Raw genomic sequence first — 17,594 nt, forward strand, 5'->3', positions numbered from 1 at the left:
GTTGTGGCGTGGGCTTGGGCACATCGGGCACATGGGCATGCAAGCCGGTGAACGGTGAACTGCCGTGCATCATCAGAAGCTCCTTTGCCCCGCGAGGCGGTGGTGAATGGACTCGTGCGCGAGCCGCACTTGCTCGTTCAGCGGCAAAGGGTGTTCCCGTCCACGGCGCTGCTGAGCATGCGCCAGTCGGCCTGCCGGCCTGAGCGGTAGCGCGACGCTTTCTGCTTGGCGACAAGCCCCGGCAAGCCCAGCCGGCGCGCGGCGGACAAGAGCGTGTGCACCGGTCCCGCGAAGACCTCGCTCAATCGCACGCCTTCGGACGCCGCGCCGGCCACGAGACGCTCCAGCATGCCGCGGCGCGCCACGAGCGGCGCGGCGCGCAGGTCGTAGTGGTCGAGATACGGCAGATCGAACAGGTAGAAGCTCACGCCCTCGGTCTGATGGCGCCGCAAGGCACTGCCCAGCGCGTCGAAGTCCGGGATGCCGCGTTCGTTCAGTACCACGATCTCGCCGTCGTACCAGCCCGGCAGCAAGTGCATCGCGGCCAACTGGTCGCGCAAGGGCAGCAATTGCGCTGTCCAGTCCTCACCATCGCTGGTGATCAAACGGATGTCGTCGGCGTCGACGCGCGCCAGCACCCGGTGGCCGTCGAACAGGATTTCGTACAACCAGCCCTCGTCGTTGGCCATGGCCTCTGGTGGTGCGACGCTGGCGTGCTCCGGCTCCATCCGCAGGGGCAGGGTGCACCACACCGCCTCCGCCGGAAAACGGTGCGGCGTTTCGAGCGGCAGGCCGCGCGCCGGGGTGGCCAGGCGTCGGCGGGCGTGCGAGGGCTTTTTCATCAGACTCGGTCCTCCCTTCGCGTCAAGAGATGCCTGATTGCGCACGTCAGCAGGGCAAACCATGTGCCCGCGCCCGCACCGACGGGCACATGCATTGCCCCAACCCGGCATCCACAACATCCCTGGAGACCATCGATGACCCGGCCAACATCACAACCGCCCCCGACGGCGCACGGCAGCGCCCCTCCCCATCCGGTGGACCGCACACCCCGCGCACCCGGCGCCTTGCCACCCTTGGACGAGGCCCAGGACCACCTGGAGTTGCCCCACGAATCGGACCAGTCCACCCACACCACGGCGCCGGCACCCGACCCGGCCATGCGCCAGGCACACAAGGACCTGAAGGAAGGCCAGGTCGACACCGACATGCGCGCGACACCCGGTCTGGACGCGGAGCAGCGCAAGCGCTACGTGCCTGGCGCGGGTGGCCAGCCTCCGTCGCAAAAGGCGAAGTCGGCGCGCCGCTGAACCTCACCTCCCCGATGGATGCGGTGGCGGCGCTGGTGCATCGACCGCGGCGCCGGGATCTTCCTCACCGGCCACCGAGGCCAGCAACACGGCCGCCGTGGGCGCGGGCGCCATCGAGCGCGTGGGCAGGCGGTCGTCGGGTGGGCGCACGCGGGGCCGGCGCGCGCGTGGGCGATGGGTGAATGCCGCCAAGACGAACACGCCCACCACCACTCCCAGCAGGGCGAGCGAGCGGTGGTGCGGCCGTGGCGCGGTGGTGTGGTGCATGTGCAAGCCTTTCGCGTTGTGCGGCAAGCGGCGCGCCCGCTGGCCAGGCGGGCTCTGGGCCCGTGTCACCTCCGTGGGGGGCGCGCTCCAGGTTGGATGAAATAATGTCCTCCATGTCCGATACCCCTACCCCCACCTCCGACGGCCGGCCAGACGAAGCGATCTCGGGCAGCCCTGGCGCGCCCGTCGCACTCCAATACCCCTGCGGCGAAGCGCCCGCGCCCGGCGAGGTGCGCGAGATCGCACCGGGCGTGCTCTGGCTGCGCATGCCGCTGCCGTTCGCGCTGAACCACATCAACCTCTGGGCCATCGCCGATGAAGACGAGCGCGGCACCGGTTGGGCCGTGGTCGACACCGGTACGAAGACCCCCGAGGCGATGGCCGCCTGGCGCCAACTGATCTCCCCCACCGGCCCGCTGGCCGCCACGCCGCAGGGCGCGCGCATCACGCGCGTGTTCTGCACCCACATGCACCCCGACCACGTGGGCATGGCGGGCTGGCTCACGCGCAAGTTCCAGTGCCGGCTCTGGATGACGCGGCTCGAATACCTCACCTGCCGCACGCTGGTGGCCGACACCGGCCGCGAGGCGCCGGACGAAGCCATCGAGTTCTACCGCCGCATGGGCTGGAGCGAAGACGCGCTGGACGTGTACCGCAGCCGCTTCGGCGGCTACAGCAAGTACGTGCACATGTTGCCCGACAGCTTTCAACGGCTCACCGACGGGCAGACGCTGCGCATCGGCGCGCACGAATGGCGCGTCGTCGTCGGACGCGGCCACTCGCCCGAACACGCCTGCCTGGTGAGCGACGCGCTGGGCGTGATGGTCTCGGGCGACCAGGTGTTGCCGCGCATCTCGTCGAACGTGAGCGTGTTCCCCACCGAGCCCGAGGCCGACCCGCTGGGCGACTGGATCGAGAGCATCGAACGCCTGCGCGCCACGCTGAGCGACGAGCTGCTGGTGCTGCCCGCGCACGGCGACCCGTTTCGCGGCCTGCACGCGCGCCTGGACCGACTGGCACAGGGGCACGAGCGCGGCCTGCAACGGCTGCGGCGCACGCTGGCCGAATCGCCCAAGCGCACGGTCGACGTGTTCGGTGCCCTCTTCGCGCGCGCGATCGAAGGCGACAGCGATCTGCTGGGCATGGCCACGGGCGAAGGCGTGGCCCACCTCAACCACCTGATCTCGCGCGGCGAAGCGGTGCGCGAGAGCGGGGCCGATGGCGTGTACCACTACCGCATGGCGTAAGCCTGGGCCGTGTCGACAGCGGCCGTGTCCGCATCGGCCTGGCGCAGGTACACGCCCTGCCTCACCAGCTCGGCCTGCAAGGCCGCAACGGACAACGCGCGCGGCGCCACGCCCGCGCGCACCGCCAAAGCCGCCGCCGCGCCCGCCGCCTGGCCGGTGAGCCAGCATTGCGGTATCTCGCGCATGAAGCCGTGCGAATTGCGGTCACACGAGATGTGCCGTCCGCACGCGAGCAGCCCATCGAGTTCCTTGGGCACCAGCGCGCCGTAGGGAATGGAGATGTTGGGAAATTTCGGGCTCACGGCCGGTGACACCGCCACCTCGTCGGGCAGTGGCGTGCCTTCGCTCCAGCGCGAACGCAGCACCGCGTCCACGCCCACCAGGCGGCGCGTGTGGCGCACGCCGATCTGCGGTGCGCTGGTGAGCATGTAGGCCTGCTCGAAACCAGGCGCGTGCCGGCGGTAGAAGTCCAGGTGCGACTGCATGGCGCGGTGCGAGCGGATCTCCACCTCGGACAGGTCGTCCACATTGAGCCCGCTGTAGCCGGACTGGCGCGGCCCCATGAACAGCGCGATGTCGTCGCGCCAGCTCACGTAGGGTTTCTCGAACAGGCCGCAGTCGATCCGGCCCTTGGCCATGAAGGCCGAGAAACCGTCGGGATTGCCCTGGCGGAAGTTGATCCATTGCGCCATGTCGACGCCGCCGAACAGCCACGCGGTGTTCATGCAGTGGTGCGCGTCGTTCTGCTCGATGTCGCTGTCGTAGGCCGCGCCGGCGCGCGCGAAGATGTCGCCGTCGCCGGTGGCGTCGATCACCACCTTGGCGCGGATCGCCATGCGGCCTTCCTTGCTCTCGAAGATCACGCCGGCCGCCGCGCTGTTTTCCATCAAAGGCACGCAGGCCCACGAGTGGTACACCAGCCGCACGCCACGCTCGAGCAGCATCTCCTGCGACGCGAGCTTGAGCCGCTCGGGGTCGATGGTGGGCGACCAGGTGACGATGCCGTGCCACGCGGCGGTGCGCATGGACCAGTGGCGCGCGCGCTCGGCGTCCTGGCTGCCCCACTCCGGCACCGTGGGCCCGGCGATGGCGTCGGCCGGCAGGCGGCCGAGCACCTCTTCGGCAAAACCGCGGATGACGAGTTCGCCCGCCCAGTCGGTCATGCGGTCGATCCAGATCACCAGGCCACCCGTGGCCAGGCCGCCCAGGTGGTTGTAGCGCTCCAGCAGCGTCACGCGCGCGCCCGCGGCGGCGGCCGCAGCGGCAGCCGCGCTGCCCGAAGGCCCGCCGCCCACCACCACCACATCGGTCTCGTGGTAGACCGGCAGCTCGCGCTGCGCCTCGGTCACGCTGCCCGTGCCGTTGCGCGGCGTGCCGCCCGCTTCGCGCTCGAAGACGTCGGCGGTGAGGATGCGTTCTTCGGTCCGTTCGATGATCTTCATGGCGTCAAAACACCTTTCGCATGCCCACGAGGAAGGCGCGTGGGTCCGCGCCGAATACAGCACCACCGGTGCGCTGCGATCCGGTGTTGAGCGGCAGGCGCACGTTGGCGTCGTTGCTCACGCGGCCGTGCGCGGCGTACAGGAAGGCGGTGCGCGAGAGCGTGTAGGTGTAGGAGATACCGTAGGTCAATGCATCGCCCGCGCCTCGGCCCACCACGTCCATGCGGGTGCGCGCCATCTGCACGTTGATCTGTCCGCGCCCGATGGTGTAACCCGCGCCGATCCACATGGCGCGGCTCTTGTCGATGGCGTCGGCCGTGGCCGTGACGGGGTCGGTGTTCCAGAAACCGAGGTTGACGGTGAAGGGCGCGAAGGCGTATTCGATGCCGCCGCCGCTCTCCTTGAACGACGTGGTGGCGGTGGCCGAGCCGGGCACCAGGTCCTTGCGCGTGGTGGCGGCCAGGCTGGCGAACAACCCGCCCTGCTTGTACTCGACCGAGACCGACGTCACGCGCCCGAGGTCTTTCACCGTGGCGCTCTCGGCGCCCAGCGTGTAGCCGAACTTGCCGGTGAAGCCCCCGAACGACGGCGTGTTGTAGAAGATGCCGTTGTTGGCGCGCGTGATGGCGATCTGGCTCGGCGTGGAGACGGTGCCTGGCAGGCCGTAGCGGAAGCGGTCCGTCTGCACCAGCGTCCAGAAGCCGGGCACGTAGTCGCGTCCGAGCGTGAGTTCGCCGAAGCCACCCTGCAGGCCGACGATGGAGCGGCGCGCGAAGAAGGTGCCCGCCGGTTCGCCCAGGGTCAACGAGGCGCCGGTGTCGGCCGCGAACGCGGCCTCGACGTTGGCGATGGCGCGCAGGCCACCGCCCAGGTCTTCGCTCACGCGAATGCCGAAGCGGTTGGCCGCCTGGTTGCCGGTGTTGAGTTGCGTGACGCTGCGCGCGCCCGGCGCGCCGGTGGTGCCGACCTCGATGCCGGCGTCCATCACGCCGTAGATCTGCGCGCTGGAACCGCTGTCCTGCGCGGCGGCGGTGTGCGCCACCAGGGCCAGCGCCACCAGGCCTGCGGCGTGGCCCGCAACCCGCGAATTGCTCTTCATTGTGTGTCTCCGATGTGTATGGCAGATGCCAGCCGGAAGACTATCGGCGGGCCGCCTCGAAGACCAATGACTTCAGAGCGCGCGACTTGCGCTTTGTTTATTGCACGCCGTTTTTCAGGTCGGGCGATCGTGGTCCTGCGCCAGCATCTCGACGAAGGACAGCTGGCCTACCGTGGGCTCGGCATCGCTGCGCGTGGCCACGCCCAGGGTGAGCTCGGCGCCCGACAGATCCACCGGCAGGATGGACAGGCTGCCGGACGCGACGTCGAACGCCACCTGCGAGCGCGGCAGGATGGACACGCGGTCGCTTTGCAGCAGCACCGCGCGCGCCGTGGCCACGCTGTTGGTCTCGATCGCGCCGTGGGGCGTGGACAGGCCCGCCTTGAGCATGGCCTTCTCGAACGTGTTGTGTGTCGAGGTGCGGCGAAACGGCACGATCCATTGCGCTTTTTCCAGCGCGCCCACGGCCAGCCCGGTCTGCTGCGTCAGCGGATGCCCGGCGCGCACCACGGCCACCAGGTGGTCGCTCACCATCGCGCGCTGCAACACCTGCGGGTTCGGTGTGGGCAACAGCGTGCCCACGATCAGGTCGATCTCGCCGCAGATCAAGCCGGTCAACAGCGCGTCGTACTGCGCCTCCACCACCGCCAGGCGGATGTCCGGGTAGCGCTGCGAAAACCGCCCGGCCACCGCCGCCAGCATGCCGGCGCCGCTGAGCGGCAGGCAGCCGACCACAAGCGATCCGCGGGTTTCGCCTTCGCGCTGCGCCAGGTCGCTCTCGATGTGGCGCACCTCGCTGGCATAGAGCTTGAAGGCGCGGATGACGATTTCGCCCGCGAGGGTCGGCACCATGCCGCGCGAGGTGCGGGCAAAGAGGGCCTCGTCCATCGACTGCTCCAGGTCGCGCAGTGCGGCATTCACCGCCGGCTGCGAAATCCCCAGGGTGCGCGCCGCGCTGGTCTCGGAGCGGTGGTCGCCGATCTGCGGAACGATGGTGATGTGGCGCTGCGCCAGGCGTCCTGCATAACCGCTGCGCGCGCGGACAACGCCCTGCGCCGAAGGCAGGCGGCGGATCTCATCTTCGGAATGGCCGAGGTAAGCGAAGGCGCGCGCGGTGCGCCGCTGCAGGATGGCGCCGACGTCGGTCAGCACCATGCCACGGCTGCTGCGGATGAACAGCGGACAACCGATGTCTTCTTCGAGCGACTTGAGCGACCGGCTCACGGCCGACTGCGTGAGAAAGAGCGCGTCGGCCGCGGCGTTCACATTGCCGCGCGAGGCCAGCTGCGTGAACACGCGCAGCTTCTTGATGTTGAGTTCGACGGAAGGCTTCATCGTGTCAGCGCGAATCCTTCGCCGTGGGGGATCGGATCAGGCTGGCGTTTGTGGTGGGGTCCAGAGGAACTGGAAGCATGCCACGCGTTGCACGATCTGCCACTTGTGGGCAACCCGCACCAGGCGGTCTTCGAAACTGCCCACCGCCTGGCTTTGCGGGGGCACGGGGCCATGGGTCTCACCGCGCAGGCCCTGGAACAGCAGCACCCGGCTGAACACGTTCATCTCGTCCTCGGACACGGCGTGACCATCGGTGTCGGCGATCACATGCACCGTGAGGCGGTGGGGGTCGCGCTGCGCGTAGGCATCGCGAATGGCCTGGCGGCCTTCAAGGCGTTGCCCGGAAGGCCGGACCAGCACGGCGTCGGGTGCGAAACAGTCGCACAGGTCGTCGAGCGCGTTCGCGTCGACGCAGCGCGCGGTGCGGCGCACCACGGCCACGCAGGCCGCCAGGTCCTCCGCGCTCACCGCGCGTCTCCGTCAACCGTCCTTTGCAGCCAACCCAGAATGGCCTGCGCCATGAGCGCGGGCTGCTCCATCGGCAGCATGTGCCCGGCCGCCTCGACGATCTGCAATTCCCCCCGCGCCACGATGCGGTGGATGGCCGCGTGCCGCGCGGGCGGGCTCCAGACGTCCTGCGCGCCACACAGCAGCAGCGTGGGCGCCTGCAGCGCCGCGAGCGTGGGCGTGGCGTCGGGCCGGCCCAGCAAGGCCTGCACGTGGCCTTCGAAGGTCTCGGGGGTGTGGCGCGCGATCATGTCCACGATCTCGGCCTCGATCGGTGAGCCGAGGTTCTCGGGCCGCACCATGCCCTGCACCCAGGCCCGCCCCATGGCGCGCATGCCGTCGGTGCGCGCCAGCGCCACCAGTTTCGCGCGGCCCGCGCGCTCCAGTTCGCCGGCCTCGCCATCGGCGAGCGGCTGGTGGCCGGTGCTCGCCAGCACCAGGCCACGCACGGCAGGCCCGAGCTGGCGCGCCACTTCGATCGCCACACGACCGCCCATGGAATGGCCGATCAGCGTCACGCGGCGCCCCGCGGCGGCGGCCACCACGCGCTGTGCCATGTCAGCGATCGATCGCGCGTTCGGGTAGGTGATCACCTGGCCGGGGTGCTCGAAGCGTGTGCGCACGCCGGTCCACACCGCTTCGTCGCACACCAGGCCTGGCAGCCAGATCAACGCAGGCTCGTCGCGCATCACAGGTCCAGCACCAGTTCGCCGCCCTGGGCGCGCGAGCAGCAGATCAGCATCTGGTCGTTGCACGCGCGCTCGCCGTCGCTGAGGTAGCCGTCGCGGTGGTCCGGCACGCCCGACACCACGCGCGTGAGGCAGGTGCCACACACCCCTTGCTCGCACGACACCATCGGGAACACGCCCGCACGGCCCAACGCCTGCACGATGCTCTCTTCAGCGCCCACGCGAATGCGACGGCCGTCGCTCTGCAACACCACGTCGAAGGCCCGCGCTTCGCCCTCTGTTTCGGGCGCGGCAAAACGCTCCTGGTGCACGCGCTCGGCGGGCCAGCCGGCCTGGGCGGCCAGACATTGAACGTGCGCGATCATGCCTTCGGGCCCGCACACGTAGAGGTGCGCGCCGGTGGTTGCTGCGGCCTGCAGCTCGGCCATCAAGGGCGCGAAGTCGGGCCCTTTGCCCTGGCTCACGTGCACCTTCACGCGCTCGGCGCCGAACTGCGCCTGCAGCTCATCGGCATACGCAGCACCCACGCGTTCGCGCACGAAATGGTGCAAGCGCCAGGGCACGTCCTCGCCCAGTGTGTGTGCCATCGCGCGCATGGGCGTGATGCCGATGCCACCGGCAACCAGGATGTGCGCGCTGGCCTCGGGCTGCAGCGGAAACAGGTTCTGTGGCGCGTCGATGCGCAGCGCCGCGCCCGGGTGGCAGACCGCGTGCACCTCGTGCGAGCCACCGCGCGAACGCCGGTCCTTGAGCACGGCGATGGCGTAGGTGCCTTGCGCATTGGGTGGGCGGCACAGGGTGTAGGACCGCTTGAGGCCGCTGGGCAGCGTGAGGCGGATGTGCGCGCCCGCGGTGTAGGTCGGCAGCGGCCCCGCCGCGCCATGCACCTCGATCTCGCACACGTCGGCGGTGAGCGCGCGGCGCGCTACCACGACCGCGTCGATGGACGTCACGCGGCAACCTCTTTCGCCATGCGTTCGTCGATCACGCGCCGCGCCTGCACGCCACCCGCGTCGATGTTGAGCTTGAGCAGCTTGCGCTGCGCAAAGGCGTCCAGGTTCTGCTGCTGGCGCTCCAGCACTTCCAGGTCTTCGGAGAAGATGCCGCCCTGCCCTTCGCGGATGCGGTCGGTCAGCTCGGTGTCGTGCGGACGGAAGCGCCGCGCCATGCCCCAGAAGTACCACATCGAACCGTCGACCTCGGGCGTGATGAAGTCGGTGACGACGCTGTACACCTTCTGGTCGTCGGGCGCTTCGTAGCCGCCATGTCCCGCCACCGCGACACCCACCTCGATCAGCACATGGCTTGGCGGCGAGAAGCGGCAGATCTGCCAGCGGTCCACCTTGGGGTTGCCCTCCACGCCGATGGTGGCCAGCGCGTCGCGCCAGAACGGCGGCGCCTCGATGCCTTCCATGAACCGGCTGGTCACCACCGTTTCGCCCTCGCGGCGCGTGGTGCACGGCGTCTCGTCGATCTCCTGCTGCCCGATGCTGGTCGAGTGCACATAGGTCTCGTGCGTGAGGTCCATCAGGTTGTCGATCATGAGGCGGTAGTCGGCCTTGATGTGGTACATGCCGCCGCCATAGGCCCAGGCCGGGTTGTCGTGCCATTCCAGCACCGGAATGGTCGACGGGTCGGCCTGCTCGGCCGCGCCGGCCCAGACCCAGATGAACCCGTAGCGCTCTTCCACCGCGAAGCGCTGGATGCGCGGGAAGGCCGCCACGCGCTGGCCGGGCATGGAGCGGGTGACGCCGTCACCGCCCATCGCCAGGCCGTGGTAGCCGCACACCAGTTCGCCCTTGCACACGCGGCCCAGCGACAAGGCCGCGCCGCGGTGCGGGCAGAAATCTTCCACCGCCTGCACGCGGCCGTTCTCGTCGCGGAACAGCGCCATGCGCGACCCCAACAGACGCCGACCCAAGGGGGCATCGCCCACTTCGGCCGAGGTGGCACCCACATACCAGGCATTGCGCAACCAGCTCATGATTTGATCCTTCATTCAGTACACTGAATCAAATGCTAACCAAACCCCTCGAGGTCGTCAACAGGGTTCGGACGGACGCGTCGGACTCAGGCGGGGGTCTGGCCCAGCAGCTTGTGCATCAGGCCCATGAGCACGTCGCGCTCGGCGGCGTCCAGCGTGTGCAGAATGCGGTCGGCCAGCACCGCTTCGGACTGCAGCATGTCCCCGATCACGCGCTGCCCTTCCGCGGTGAGTTCCAGACGGCGCTGGCGCCGGGCGCCGACTTCGCGAACGATCCAGCCGTCGCGCTCCAGGCGCACCGCGATCTCCGCCGCAGTGGAGGTGTCCAGCGCGATGGCCGCGGCCAGCGTCACCTGGTCGATGCCGGGATGCTCCTGCAGCACCCGCAGCGCGGCGTACTGCAGCGGCGTGACGGCGCGCCCGAACACCGCGTTGAAGCACGCCACCGAGTGCTGGTGCGCGCGGCGAAACAGGTGCCCCGGCTCGTGCAGGCCCAGGGTGGCCTCCGGGTGGTCAACGGCTTCGTCGGGCGCGGTGTTGCGGGTCGGTTTGGGCATAACGTAAACGGTGGTGTTGGGCAGTGGAACTCATCGGAGCGCAGCGACCGATCCCCTATCGTGGGTCTTGCGGCGATGGACGCCGACCACAAAGGAACTGGAGATGGAGATGCATGCGCAACAAGCGCCGGTGCTGTTCGACATGGACATGGCAGATCGGGGATTCTGGATCAATCGCTTCTGCATGAGTTTGATGGAAGACGCCAACCGCAAGACGTTCAAGCAGGACGAGGCCGCTTACCTCGGGCGTTTTCCATTGTCGTCCGAGCAGACCGCCGCCCTGCTGGCGCGCGACTACAACCGCTGCATCGCGCTGGGCGGCAACATCTACTTCCTGGTCAAGCTCGGCGCCACCGACGGCTCCACGGTGCAAGCCATGTGCGCGGACATGGCGGGCCTGCCGCTGGAGGACTACCGCGACGCCATGCTGGCCGGCGGCCGCTTCAACACCGCGCGGGGGGCCTGAGCCATGGCCCAGCTCAGCGCCACGCTCTACACCTCGCACGTGCCCGCCATCGGCGCGGCCATGGACCTCGCGCGCGATGGCGACGCGTACTGGAAGCCGGTGTTCGACGGTTATGCCGCCACGCGCCAATGGCTCGCCGCGAACACCCCCGACGTGGTGGTGATGGTCTACAACGACCACGCCACCGCGATGGACTACTCGGTGGTGCCCCCGTTCGCCATCGGCGTCTCGGACCACTTCGAGATCGCCGATGAAGGCTGGGGTCGCCGCCCCGTGCCCGACCCGCTCGGCCACCCGGCGCTCGCGCGCCACCTGGTGCACCGGCTCATGGCCAGCGGCTTCGACATGACCGTGCTGCACCGCCCCAAGGTGGACCACGGGTTGAGCGTGCCGCTCTCGCTGGGCTTCGGCCGCGTGAGCGCGTGGCCGTGTCGCGTGATCCCCTTGATGGTCAACGTGGTGCACGCGCCGCTGCCCACCGCGGCACGCTGCCTGGCGCTGGGCCAGGCGCTGGGGGAAGCGATCCGGTCGTACGGCGAGGACCTGAACGTGCAGGTGTGGGGCACCGGGGGCATGAGCCACCAGTTGCAGGGGCCGCGCTCGGGCTTCATCAACAGCGGCTTCGACCGCTGGTTCCTCGACCAGATCGTCCACCACCCGACGGCGCTGACCGAGCTCAGCCACGAGGCGTTCGTGGCGCAGGCCGGCACCGAAGGCGCGGAACTCGTGATGTGGCTGGTGGCGCGCGGCGCCCAGATGGCGTTCCAGGCCGAGGGCGATCGCTTCGACGAGTTGCAACGCCACTACCACGTGCCGGCGTCGAACACCGCCGTGGGCCACTTGCTGCTGGCGCATCGGGCTTTGGCCACGGCGTGAACGCGCGCACGCGGGCGAGCTTCCAGGCTCAGTGAATCCATGTGTCGCGGATGGCACGAAGGTGCCGCACATCGGTGCCGCAACACCCTCCCAACACGTTCAGTGCCGGCAGCGGAATGCGAAGCCGTTGGTAGTGACCCGCCAGATCCACCGGGTCACCGGTGTCGAGTTCGGTCGCCACGTCCAGCTCGGCATGGCTGAGAGTGGATGCATTGGCGCGAAATCCGCGAATGCGACGAGCCCAGTCGCCGCCCTCCACCAGGCCAGCAGAAAAATGGGTCGGGTGCGCGCAGTTCACCGAAAAGTAAGCCGGCGGGGAATCGGCATCCACGATCGCCATCGCTTCGCGCAAGGATTCACCACTGGGCAAGCGGCCATCGGTCTCGACGGTGAAGGAGATGGCCAACGGCAGGTCGACCTCGTTGGCCGCCCTCGCGATTCCGACAGCTTCGGCGCTGCTGGTCATGGTCACTGCCGCCAGCATATCGACGCCGCCGTCACGCAGCGCGGCGGCCTGGGGCAGGTGGTAGCCCATGGCATCCTCGACGCTGTCGGGCGCGTCGGCCACGTAGCCATCGCCGCGCGGTCCGATAACGCCGCTCAGGACCAAAGGCCCTGTCAGCCGGGACCGCCATTCCGCGCGAAGCCCATGCAGCAGGCGCACCGCGTCGATGTTGGCTTGCGCCAGTTCCGCGGCGTCATAGCCCAGCAAATGGCCCCAGTCGGCGTTGGCGCGCCAGGTGGCCGTCTCGAGCACGAAGCCTGCGCGAGGGGTGTCCGCGCACAATTGAAGGTAGGGGCGGTAGTAGCGCCTCAGGCGCTCTCGCCCGGCCTCGTCCTTCAGCAGAGGAAAGGCGGCGAAGCAGGGCAAGGCCACCCCGTCCAGGTACACGAGGGTCGTCTCAAGACCACCGTCGCTGAGGAACAGGCCTCCAGCGAGTTGAGGAAGGATTGCCGTCGTCATGTTTCATCCTCCGCAGGCATTCTTGCGCGTCACGACCGCTTTGGGAAGTTCAAGCGGCCCGCAACGGGCTCGAAGCCGGGCAGGACCGCGCCGAGGCAACTTGTGAACGGGCAGACGCCCCCCTATGATCCAGACCCTGTTTTCTCCTGAGGAGATGCGCCATGGAACGGTTCCAGGGAGGCTGCCTGTGCGGCAGCGTCCGCATTGAAGCAACAGGCCGCCCCTACCGGGTCGGCCTGTGCCACTGCCTCGACTGCCGCAAGCACCACGGCGCGCTGTTTCACGCGTCGGCGGTGTTCCCCCGAGAAGCGGTGACGATCGAGGGCGACACGAGCGAGTATGCCGGGCGGTTCTTCTGCCCCCGCTGCGGCTCGACCGTGTTCGGCCGCTCGGGGGACGAAGTCGAGGTCAACCTCGGCGCCCTGGATGCGCCCGATCAACTCGTGCCAACGTACGAACTCTGGACGGTGCGCCGCGAGTCCTGGCTGCCGCCGTTTCCGCTGGCGCACCACTACGAACACGATCGGGAAACCACGGGTCGCTTTGAAGGGTGAATCACGGGCGCCGCGATGGCTCGGCGTCCTCAGGTTCCCAGGCCGTCAAAGCAGTCCTGCTGCCCATACCGCTGGAACAGCGGCCCGAGGTGCGCATGGGCCGCAAGGTCATGCCCCGCGCGCTCGGCGTTGCGCAGCGCGGGCCAGATGAAGAAGTCGGCCAGGGTGGCCTGGTCGCCCACGGCCCACGCGCCCACCGAACGCCCGACCAGCGTGTCCAGCGCGTCCAGACCGATGGCCGTCCAGTGCGCGTTCCAGGCCAGCGCCTGCGCTTCGCCCCATTGCTCCTTCAGGTGGCGGCGGATGCGCAGGTTGGTCACGGCCTGGATGTCGCTGGCCACGTAGGTGCACAGTTCGAGCACGAAGCCGCGCGCGGTTTCGTCGGCCAGCACCGTGGACGGTTGCGGGTAGCGCCCTTCCAGGTGCAGCAGGATGGCCAGGCTCTGCGAGAGCCAGGGACCATCGCCCGACAGTGCGAGCACGGGCACGCAGCGCGCCGCGAAGGCGTGCCCGTGCGCGGCCTCCCGGTGCGCGCCGGCTACCACGTCGATGTCCCACACGGGCAGCTCGGTGATGCCCTTGTGCCGCAGGTAGCTCAGCACCCGCAGGCACGAGGACGAGCGCCGGTCGACGTACAGGCCCGCCGGCCCGCCCTCGGCCATCAGGCCGGCACGAGCGGCAGGTCGCCCACCACCGTGGTGCGGCGCAGGTCGCGCCGCTCGGCGGAGTCGTCGAACGGGGTGGCGCGGTGCATGGTGCAGCGGTTGTCCCAGATCAGCAGATCGCCGACGCGCCACTTGTGCGTATAGACGAAGCGTTCCTGCGTCGCGAACTCGCCGAGCTCCTTGAGCAGGGCACGGCCCTCTTCCACCGGCAGGCCCACGACGTGCGAGGCGTGCGAGCCCACCATGAGCGAGCGCCGGCCGCTGCGCGGGTGCGTCTGCACCAGGTACTGGCGCGTGGCGGTGCGGCGCTTGAGTTCTTCTTCGGTGAACTGGTAGCCCACGAGGCTGCGCGAATAGAAGGTCGAGTGCTCGACCACCATGCCCTCGATGCGCTCGCGCATGCCCGCGGGCAACGCGTCGTAGGCGGCGCGCATGTCGGCGAACTGGGTGTCCGCGCCGCTGGTGGGCACGATGCGCGCCGACAGCAGCGAATAGCCCGCGCCGCGCGGCTGGAAGGTGCTGTCCGCGTGCCACATCAGGTTGGCCGCGCGGTAGACGCGGCGGCGGTCGGTGTCGGGCAGGATGTTGTCGTGCTCGTCGAGGTTGGACACGTCGAACAGCTCGGGGAACTTCATGCGCACCAGGTCCTTGTCGCCGCGTCCGAAATGCGGCGAGAACTCGAGCTGGCCGAACAGGCGGCTGAAGGCGATCTGCTGTGGGTCGGTGATGCGCTGGTCGCGGATCACCGTCACGCCATAGTGGTCCATGGCGTCCTGCACGGCCTGCGCCGCTTCCAGCGTGCCCTGGTTCGCCAGGTCCATGCCGGTGATCTCACCACCAAAACCCTCGGTAAAGCCCTTGATCTGCATGTGTGTCTCCTCTCAGTCCAGTTTGATGTTGCCGCGCTTGACCACGGCGTCCCAGCGCTTGATTTCGTTCTCGAAGTAGCGGTTGGCTTCCTCTGGCGTGGAACCCATGGGCTCCAGGCCCAGGGTGCGCAGGCGGCTCTTCATGTCCTCCGTCGCAAGCACCTTGGCGAAGTCGCCACGGATCCTGTTGACCAGTTCGCGCGGCGTGGCGCTGGGCACCACGATGCCGTTGATGCTCACCACGTCAAAACCGGGCAGCACCTCGCCCACCGCGGGAATGCCCGGCTCGGTCGCATCGCGCGTCGCACCGAGCACGGCGATGGGTTTGAGACGCCCGCCCTTGACGTGCGGCATGCTGGCAAACAGGGGATCGACCAGCAGGTCGACGCGGCCCGAGCTCACGTCCGGGTAGGCGCCACCGCTGCCGCGGTAGGGGATGTGCAGCATGTGGATGCCGGTCTGCTGCTTGAGCAGCTCGGCGCCCAGGTGCATCGCGCTGCCCGCGCCGGGCGTGGCATAGACCAGCTTGCCCGGGTTCGCCTTGGCGTAGGCGATCAACTCCTTCAGGTTCGAATACGGCGCATTGGGCGAGGCGGAGAGCAGGATGCCCGAGCGCGCCGTCAGCGTGACGCCGGTGAGGTCCTTCACGGTGTTGAAGGGCATGCCGGGCCGCAGCGAGGGGTTGATGACGTGCGAGGTGACGACCATGCCCAACGTGTAGCCATCGGGCGCGGACTTGGCCACGAAATCGGTGCCCACCACGGTGCCCGCGCCGGCCTTGTATTCGATGATCACGGGCTGGCCCCAGGCCTTCTGCAGATCGACCTCCATCATCCGCGCGAGGATGTCGATGCCGCCACCGGGCACGTTGGGCACGATGATCCTGATCGGCCGGGTGGGCCACGCGTTGGCGCGCGCCAGCCCGCTGGCCGCACCGGCGGTCGCGGCCAATGCGGTCATCAGCAGTTGTCTTCTTTGAACCATGTCTTGTCTCCTGTCGTGTTGTGTTGTGTCGTGTCTTGAAGATCAGGGTGGCAGCAGGGTCGCGCCTTCGTGCACCGGCCGCACGTTCGCGCGGTACAGCGTGAGCAAGCCGGGCCGCACCGCCACGCCGTAGCTGCGCTGCTCGGCACGGCGCGCGTCCAGCACCGCGTCGTCGAGGTGGTGGTTCACCGTGCGCGTGTGCAGGTCGATCGTGATGAGGTCGCCGTCGTTGAGCAGGCCCAGCGCACCGCCGTCGGCCGCCTCGGGCGACGCCTCGCCCACCACCAGACCCTTGTTCACCAGGCCCGAAAGCTGGCCTTCGGTGATCACCGCGACATCGTCGATGAGGTTGAATCCATCGAGCGCGAACACCACCGCCGACGTCATGGCCATGCCCGGCCCGCCTTTGACGCCCAGGCCCCGCAGCACCAGCACGCTGCCGCGCTCGATGCGGCCGTCGCGGATGCGGGCCAGCGCCTCGTCGCGGGTGTGGCAGATCACCGCCGGCCCGCTGAAGGTCATGCGCCGCTTGGCGGTGCCGCCGATGCGCGCGATGCCCGAGCCCGGCAGCAGGCTGCCCCGCACGAACACCAGCGAAGGGTTGGACGACACCGGCTTGTCCAGCGGATGGATGATGCCGCCGGCCGGCACGTCGTAGCCCGCCAGCGTGTCGGCCAGCCGCGCGCCGACCGCGTTGCGCGCGTTCAGATCGAGCACCGGTTCCAGCCGCTTGAGCAGCGCGCGCGCACCACCCGAAGCCTCGAACTGGGCGATGGTGCCGGTGCCGTTGGGCCGCACCGCCGAGAGCAGCGGCAGGGTCTGCGACAGCTCTTCGAACAGGCGGTACACATCCACGTCGGTTTCGGCCTCCTTTGCCACCGCCTGCAGGTGCTTCACGGCGTTGATCGATCCGCTGACGCTGAGCACCGCGCAGGCCGCGTTGCGGAACGCGCCTTCGTCCAGCCAGTCGCGCGGCTTGAAGCCCGAGCGCACGATGTCGACGATGCGGCGCGCCGCTTCGCGGGCGTTGTCCATCATGGGCGCCGACAGGGCCGCCACCGGGGCCGAGCCCGGCAGCGCAAAGCCCAGGGCCTCGGCGGCGATGTGCATGGTGTTGGCCGTGCCCATGCCCGCGCACACGCCCGGCCCCTGCACCGCCTGGTCGGCCATCTCGCCGAGTTCCTGCACCGTGATGGAGCCGCTGTCGATGTAGCCGGCTTTAAGGAACACCTCTTCGATGTCGACTTCCTCGCCCTTGTAGTGGCCGGTCTTCTGGTAGCCGCCGATCACGATCAGCGTGGGCAGGTTCAGGCGCGCGGCCGCCATCATGTGGGCGGGCGTGGTCTTGTCGCAGGACGAGAGGCAGACCATGCCATCGAGCAGCGCGCCTTCCACCGCGGCCTCGATGTCCGCCACGATCAGGTCGCGCGTGGGCAGGATGTAGCTGCCGCCGCAGCCCGCGCTGGTGATGAAGTCGCTGGAGGCCGCGGTGCGCACCTCGAACGGAATGGCGCCGGCTTCGCGGATGGCGTCGCACACGACACGCGCCACATCGTCCAGGTGGGAGAAGCAACTGGACAGCTTGGACGAGCTGTTGACCACGGCGATCTTGGGTTTCACCTGGTCGGCGTCCGAAAGTCCGAGGGCCCGCCACTGGGCGCGTCGGCCGGCCCACAGGGTGGTGCCGGGCTTGAGGTTGCTGCGAAAAGTGCTTGTCATGGTTTCATGGATCTGTGGAGCCCCGATGCTCGGGGAGAGCGGGCCACAGGTCCAATGAAA

Annotated in this window: 20 protein-coding genes; 5 read left to right on the forward strand and 15 right to left on the reverse strand. The window is 69.1% G+C overall.

The features are described 5' to 3' along the window. Nucleotides 1–137 precede the first annotated feature (137 nt). Nucleotides 138–842, reverse strand: coding sequence for an ATP-dependent DNA ligase (locus tag FFS09_RS12740; RefSeq protein WP_171019994.1), 705 nt, complete (start codon nucleotides 840–842; stop codon nucleotides 138–140). 135 nt (nucleotides 843–977) lie between these two features. Between FFS09_RS12740 and FFS09_RS30890 the strand changes: the two genes are divergently transcribed. After that, nucleotides 978–1,310, forward strand: coding sequence for a hypothetical protein (locus FFS09_RS30890; protein ID WP_212745096.1), 333 nt, complete (start codon nucleotides 978–980; stop codon nucleotides 1,308–1,310). 3 nt (nucleotides 1,311–1,313) lie between these two features. On the opposite strand, the gene FFS09_RS12750 is transcribed toward FFS09_RS30890, so the two are convergent. Then, nucleotides 1,314–1,577 carry a hypothetical protein gene (locus FFS09_RS12750; protein ID WP_137919261.1) on the reverse strand — a complete coding sequence of 88 codons (264 nt, stop codon included), beginning with the start codon at nucleotides 1,575–1,577 and terminating at the stop codon, nucleotides 1,314–1,316. A 113-nt stretch (nucleotides 1,578–1,690) separates the two neighbouring features. Between FFS09_RS12750 and FFS09_RS12755 the strand changes: the two genes are divergently transcribed. After that, nucleotides 1,691–2,824, forward strand: coding sequence for an MBL fold metallo-hydrolase (locus tag FFS09_RS12755; protein ID WP_137919262.1), 1,134 nt, complete (start codon nucleotides 1,691–1,693; stop codon nucleotides 2,822–2,824). On the opposite strand, the gene FFS09_RS12760 is transcribed toward FFS09_RS12755, so the two are convergent. The 8 genes from FFS09_RS12760 to FFS09_RS12795 all read right to left on the reverse strand — a co-directional run bounded on the left by FFS09_RS12760 (nucleotide 2,809) and on the right by FFS09_RS12795 (nucleotide 10,437). Beyond that, a complete protein-coding gene (locus FFS09_RS12760) occupies nucleotides 2,809–4,266 on the reverse strand; it encodes an FAD-dependent oxidoreductase (protein ID WP_137919263.1) in 1,458 nt (485 codons plus the stop codon). The genes FFS09_RS12755 and FFS09_RS12760 overlap by 16 nt on opposite strands. A 4-nt stretch (nucleotides 4,267–4,270) precedes the next feature. Continuing rightward, nucleotides 4,271–5,365, reverse strand: coding sequence for a porin (locus tag FFS09_RS12765; RefSeq protein ID WP_137919264.1), 1,095 nt, complete (start codon nucleotides 5,363–5,365; stop codon nucleotides 4,271–4,273). Between the two features lie 114 nt (nucleotides 5,366–5,479). Next, a complete protein-coding gene (locus tag FFS09_RS12770) occupies nucleotides 5,480–6,700 on the reverse strand; it encodes a LysR family transcriptional regulator (RefSeq protein ID WP_137919265.1) in 1,221 nt (406 codons plus the stop codon). Nucleotides 6,701–6,736: 36 nt separating this feature from the next. Beyond that, nucleotides 6,737–7,168 (reverse strand): nuclear transport factor 2 family protein, encoded by a 432-nt coding sequence (locus tag FFS09_RS12775; RefSeq protein WP_137919266.1) that lies wholly within the window; start codon nucleotides 7,166–7,168, stop codon nucleotides 6,737–6,739. Continuing rightward, complete coding sequence (locus FFS09_RS12780; protein WP_171019995.1) at nucleotides 7,165–7,896, reverse strand: alpha/beta fold hydrolase; 732 nt, start codon at nucleotides 7,894–7,896, stop codon at nucleotides 7,165–7,167. The genes FFS09_RS12775 and FFS09_RS12780 overlap by 4 nt, the downstream gene beginning before the upstream one ends. Then, complete coding sequence (locus FFS09_RS12785; protein WP_137919268.1) at nucleotides 7,896–8,849, reverse strand: PDR/VanB family oxidoreductase; 954 nt, start codon at nucleotides 8,847–8,849, stop codon at nucleotides 7,896–7,898. Before FFS09_RS12785 ends, FFS09_RS12780 begins: the two co-directional genes overlap by 1 nt. Further along, the gene (locus tag FFS09_RS12790; RefSeq protein WP_252374349.1) at nucleotides 8,846–9,880 is read right to left on the reverse strand and encodes a Rieske 2Fe-2S domain-containing protein; all 1,035 of its coding nucleotides are present in this window, start codon (nucleotides 9,878–9,880) and stop codon (nucleotides 8,846–8,848) included. The genes FFS09_RS12785 and FFS09_RS12790 overlap by 4 nt, the downstream gene beginning before the upstream one ends. Nucleotides 9,881–9,966: 86 nt before the next feature. Continuing rightward, nucleotides 9,967–10,437, reverse strand: coding sequence for a MarR family winged helix-turn-helix transcriptional regulator (locus tag FFS09_RS12795; protein WP_137919269.1), 471 nt, complete (start codon nucleotides 10,435–10,437; stop codon nucleotides 9,967–9,969). 109 nt (nucleotides 10,438–10,546) lie between these two features. Between FFS09_RS12795 and ligA the strand changes: the two genes are divergently transcribed. Together ligA and FFS09_RS12805 are read left to right on the forward strand one after the other, a co-directional pair. Continuing rightward, entirely contained in the window at nucleotides 10,547–10,903 is a 357-nt protein-coding gene (gene ligA / locus FFS09_RS12800) for a protocatechuate 4,5-dioxygenase subunit alpha (protein ID WP_252374350.1), read from the forward strand. 3 nt (nucleotides 10,904–10,906) lie between these two features. Beyond that, the gene (locus tag FFS09_RS12805) at nucleotides 10,907–11,779 is read left to right on the forward strand and encodes a class III extradiol dioxygenase subunit beta (RefSeq protein WP_137919271.1); all 873 of its coding nucleotides are present in this window, start codon (nucleotides 10,907–10,909) and stop codon (nucleotides 11,777–11,779) included. A 28-nt stretch (nucleotides 11,780–11,807) separates the two neighbouring features. Here the strand turns inward: FFS09_RS12805 and FFS09_RS12810 are convergent, their stop codons facing one another. After that, the gene (locus FFS09_RS12810; RefSeq protein ID WP_137919272.1) at nucleotides 11,808–12,743 is read right to left on the reverse strand and encodes a homocysteine S-methyltransferase family protein; all 936 of its coding nucleotides are present in this window, start codon (nucleotides 12,741–12,743) and stop codon (nucleotides 11,808–11,810) included. Nucleotides 12,744–12,904: 161 nt separating this feature from the next. On the opposite strand from FFS09_RS12810, the gene FFS09_RS12815 reads away from it, so the two are divergent. Next, nucleotides 12,905–13,297: a GFA family protein gene (locus FFS09_RS12815; protein ID WP_137919273.1), complete on the forward strand. Its 393-nt coding sequence runs from the start codon at nucleotides 12,905–12,907 to the stop codon at nucleotides 13,295–13,297. A 29-nt stretch (nucleotides 13,298–13,326) separates the two neighbouring features. On the opposite strand, the gene FFS09_RS12820 is transcribed toward FFS09_RS12815, so the two are convergent. From FFS09_RS12820 to FFS09_RS12835, 4 genes are read right to left on the reverse strand one after another with little or no spacing between them, the layout of a single operon-like run. Continuing rightward, nucleotides 13,327–13,959 carry a maleylacetoacetate isomerase family protein gene (locus tag FFS09_RS12820; RefSeq protein ID WP_137919274.1) on the reverse strand — a complete coding sequence of 211 codons (633 nt, stop codon included), beginning with the start codon at nucleotides 13,957–13,959 and terminating at the stop codon, nucleotides 13,327–13,329. Continuing rightward, nucleotides 13,959–14,831, reverse strand: coding sequence for a TauD/TfdA dioxygenase family protein (locus FFS09_RS12825; protein WP_137919275.1), 873 nt, complete (start codon nucleotides 14,829–14,831; stop codon nucleotides 13,959–13,961). The genes FFS09_RS12820 and FFS09_RS12825 overlap by 1 nt, the downstream gene beginning before the upstream one ends. A gap of 12 nt (nucleotides 14,832–14,843) precedes the next feature. Continuing rightward, a complete protein-coding gene (locus FFS09_RS12830; protein ID WP_137919276.1) occupies nucleotides 14,844–15,815 on the reverse strand; it encodes a tripartite tricarboxylate transporter substrate binding protein in 972 nt (323 codons plus the stop codon). 42 nt (nucleotides 15,816–15,857) lie between these two features. Further along, nucleotides 15,858–17,534: a dihydroxy-acid dehydratase domain-containing protein gene (locus FFS09_RS12835; RefSeq protein WP_137919277.1), complete on the reverse strand. Its 1,677-nt coding sequence runs from the start codon at nucleotides 17,532–17,534 to the stop codon at nucleotides 15,858–15,860. Nucleotides 17,535–17,594 lie beyond the last annotated feature (60 nt).

It is taken from the genome of Hydrogenophaga sp. 2FB, from assembly GCF_005503365.1.
In the GTDB taxonomy this organism is placed as follows: domain Bacteria; phylum Pseudomonadota; class Gammaproteobacteria; order Burkholderiales; family Burkholderiaceae_C; genus Hydrogenophaga.

What these genes read in the sequence shown, in the direction of transcription:
- FFS09_RS12760 (WP_137919263.1), bottom strand. Translation starts at nt 4,266, where the DNA reads ATGAAGATCATCGAACGGACCGAAGAACGCATCCTCACCGCCGACGTC.
- FFS09_RS12820 (WP_137919274.1), bottom strand. Translation starts at nt 13,959, where the DNA reads ATGGCCGAGGGCGGGCCGGCGGGCCTGTACGTCGACCGGCGCTCGTCC.
- FFS09_RS12825 (WP_137919275.1), bottom strand. Translation starts at nt 14,831, where the DNA reads ATGCAGATCAAGGGCTTTACCGAGGGTTTTGGTGGTGAGATCACCGGC.
- FFS09_RS12805 (WP_137919271.1), top strand. Translation starts at nt 10,907, where the DNA reads ATGGCCCAGCTCAGCGCCACGCTCTACACCTCGCACGTGCCCGCCATC.
- FFS09_RS12795 (WP_137919269.1), bottom strand. Translation starts at nt 10,437, where the DNA reads ATGCCCAAACCGACCCGCAACACCGCGCCCGACGAAGCCGTTGACCAC.
- FFS09_RS12810 (WP_137919272.1), bottom strand. Translation starts at nt 12,743, where the DNA reads ATGACGACGGCAATCCTTCCTCAACTCGCTGGAGGCCTGTTCCTCAGC.
- FFS09_RS12765 (WP_137919264.1), bottom strand. Translation starts at nt 5,365, where the DNA reads ATGAAGAGCAATTCGCGGGTTGCGGGCCACGCCGCAGGCCTGGTGGCG.
- FFS09_RS12740 (WP_171019994.1), bottom strand. Translation starts at nt 842, where the DNA reads ATGAAAAAGCCCTCGCACGCCCGCCGACGCCTGGCCACCCCGGCGCGC.
- FFS09_RS12750 (WP_137919261.1), bottom strand. Translation starts at nt 1,577, where the DNA reads ATGCACCACACCACCGCGCCACGGCCGCACCACCGCTCGCTCGCCCTG.
- FFS09_RS12835 (WP_137919277.1), bottom strand. Translation starts at nt 17,534, where the DNA reads ATGACAAGCACTTTTCGCAGCAACCTCAAGCCCGGCACCACCCTGTGG.
- ligA (WP_252374350.1), top strand. Translation starts at nt 10,547, where the DNA reads ATGCATGCGCAACAAGCGCCGGTGCTGTTCGACATGGACATGGCAGAT.
- FFS09_RS12780 (WP_171019995.1), bottom strand. Translation starts at nt 7,896, where the DNA reads ATGCGCGACGAGCCTGCGTTGATCTGGCTGCCAGGCCTGGTGTGCGAC.
- FFS09_RS12815 (WP_137919273.1), top strand. Translation starts at nt 12,905, where the DNA reads ATGGAACGGTTCCAGGGAGGCTGCCTGTGCGGCAGCGTCCGCATTGAA.
- FFS09_RS30890 (WP_212745096.1), top strand. Translation starts at nt 978, where the DNA reads ATGACCCGGCCAACATCACAACCGCCCCCGACGGCGCACGGCAGCGCC.
- FFS09_RS12790 (WP_252374349.1), bottom strand. Translation starts at nt 9,880, where the DNA reads ATGAGCTGGTTGCGCAATGCCTGGTATGTGGGTGCCACCTCGGCCGAA.
- FFS09_RS12830 (WP_137919276.1), bottom strand. Translation starts at nt 15,815, where the DNA reads ATGGTTCAAAGAAGACAACTGCTGATGACCGCATTGGCCGCGACCGCC.
- FFS09_RS12770 (WP_137919265.1), bottom strand. Translation starts at nt 6,700, where the DNA reads ATGAAGCCTTCCGTCGAACTCAACATCAAGAAGCTGCGCGTGTTCACG.
- FFS09_RS12755 (WP_137919262.1), top strand. Translation starts at nt 1,691, where the DNA reads ATGTCCGATACCCCTACCCCCACCTCCGACGGCCGGCCAGACGAAGCG.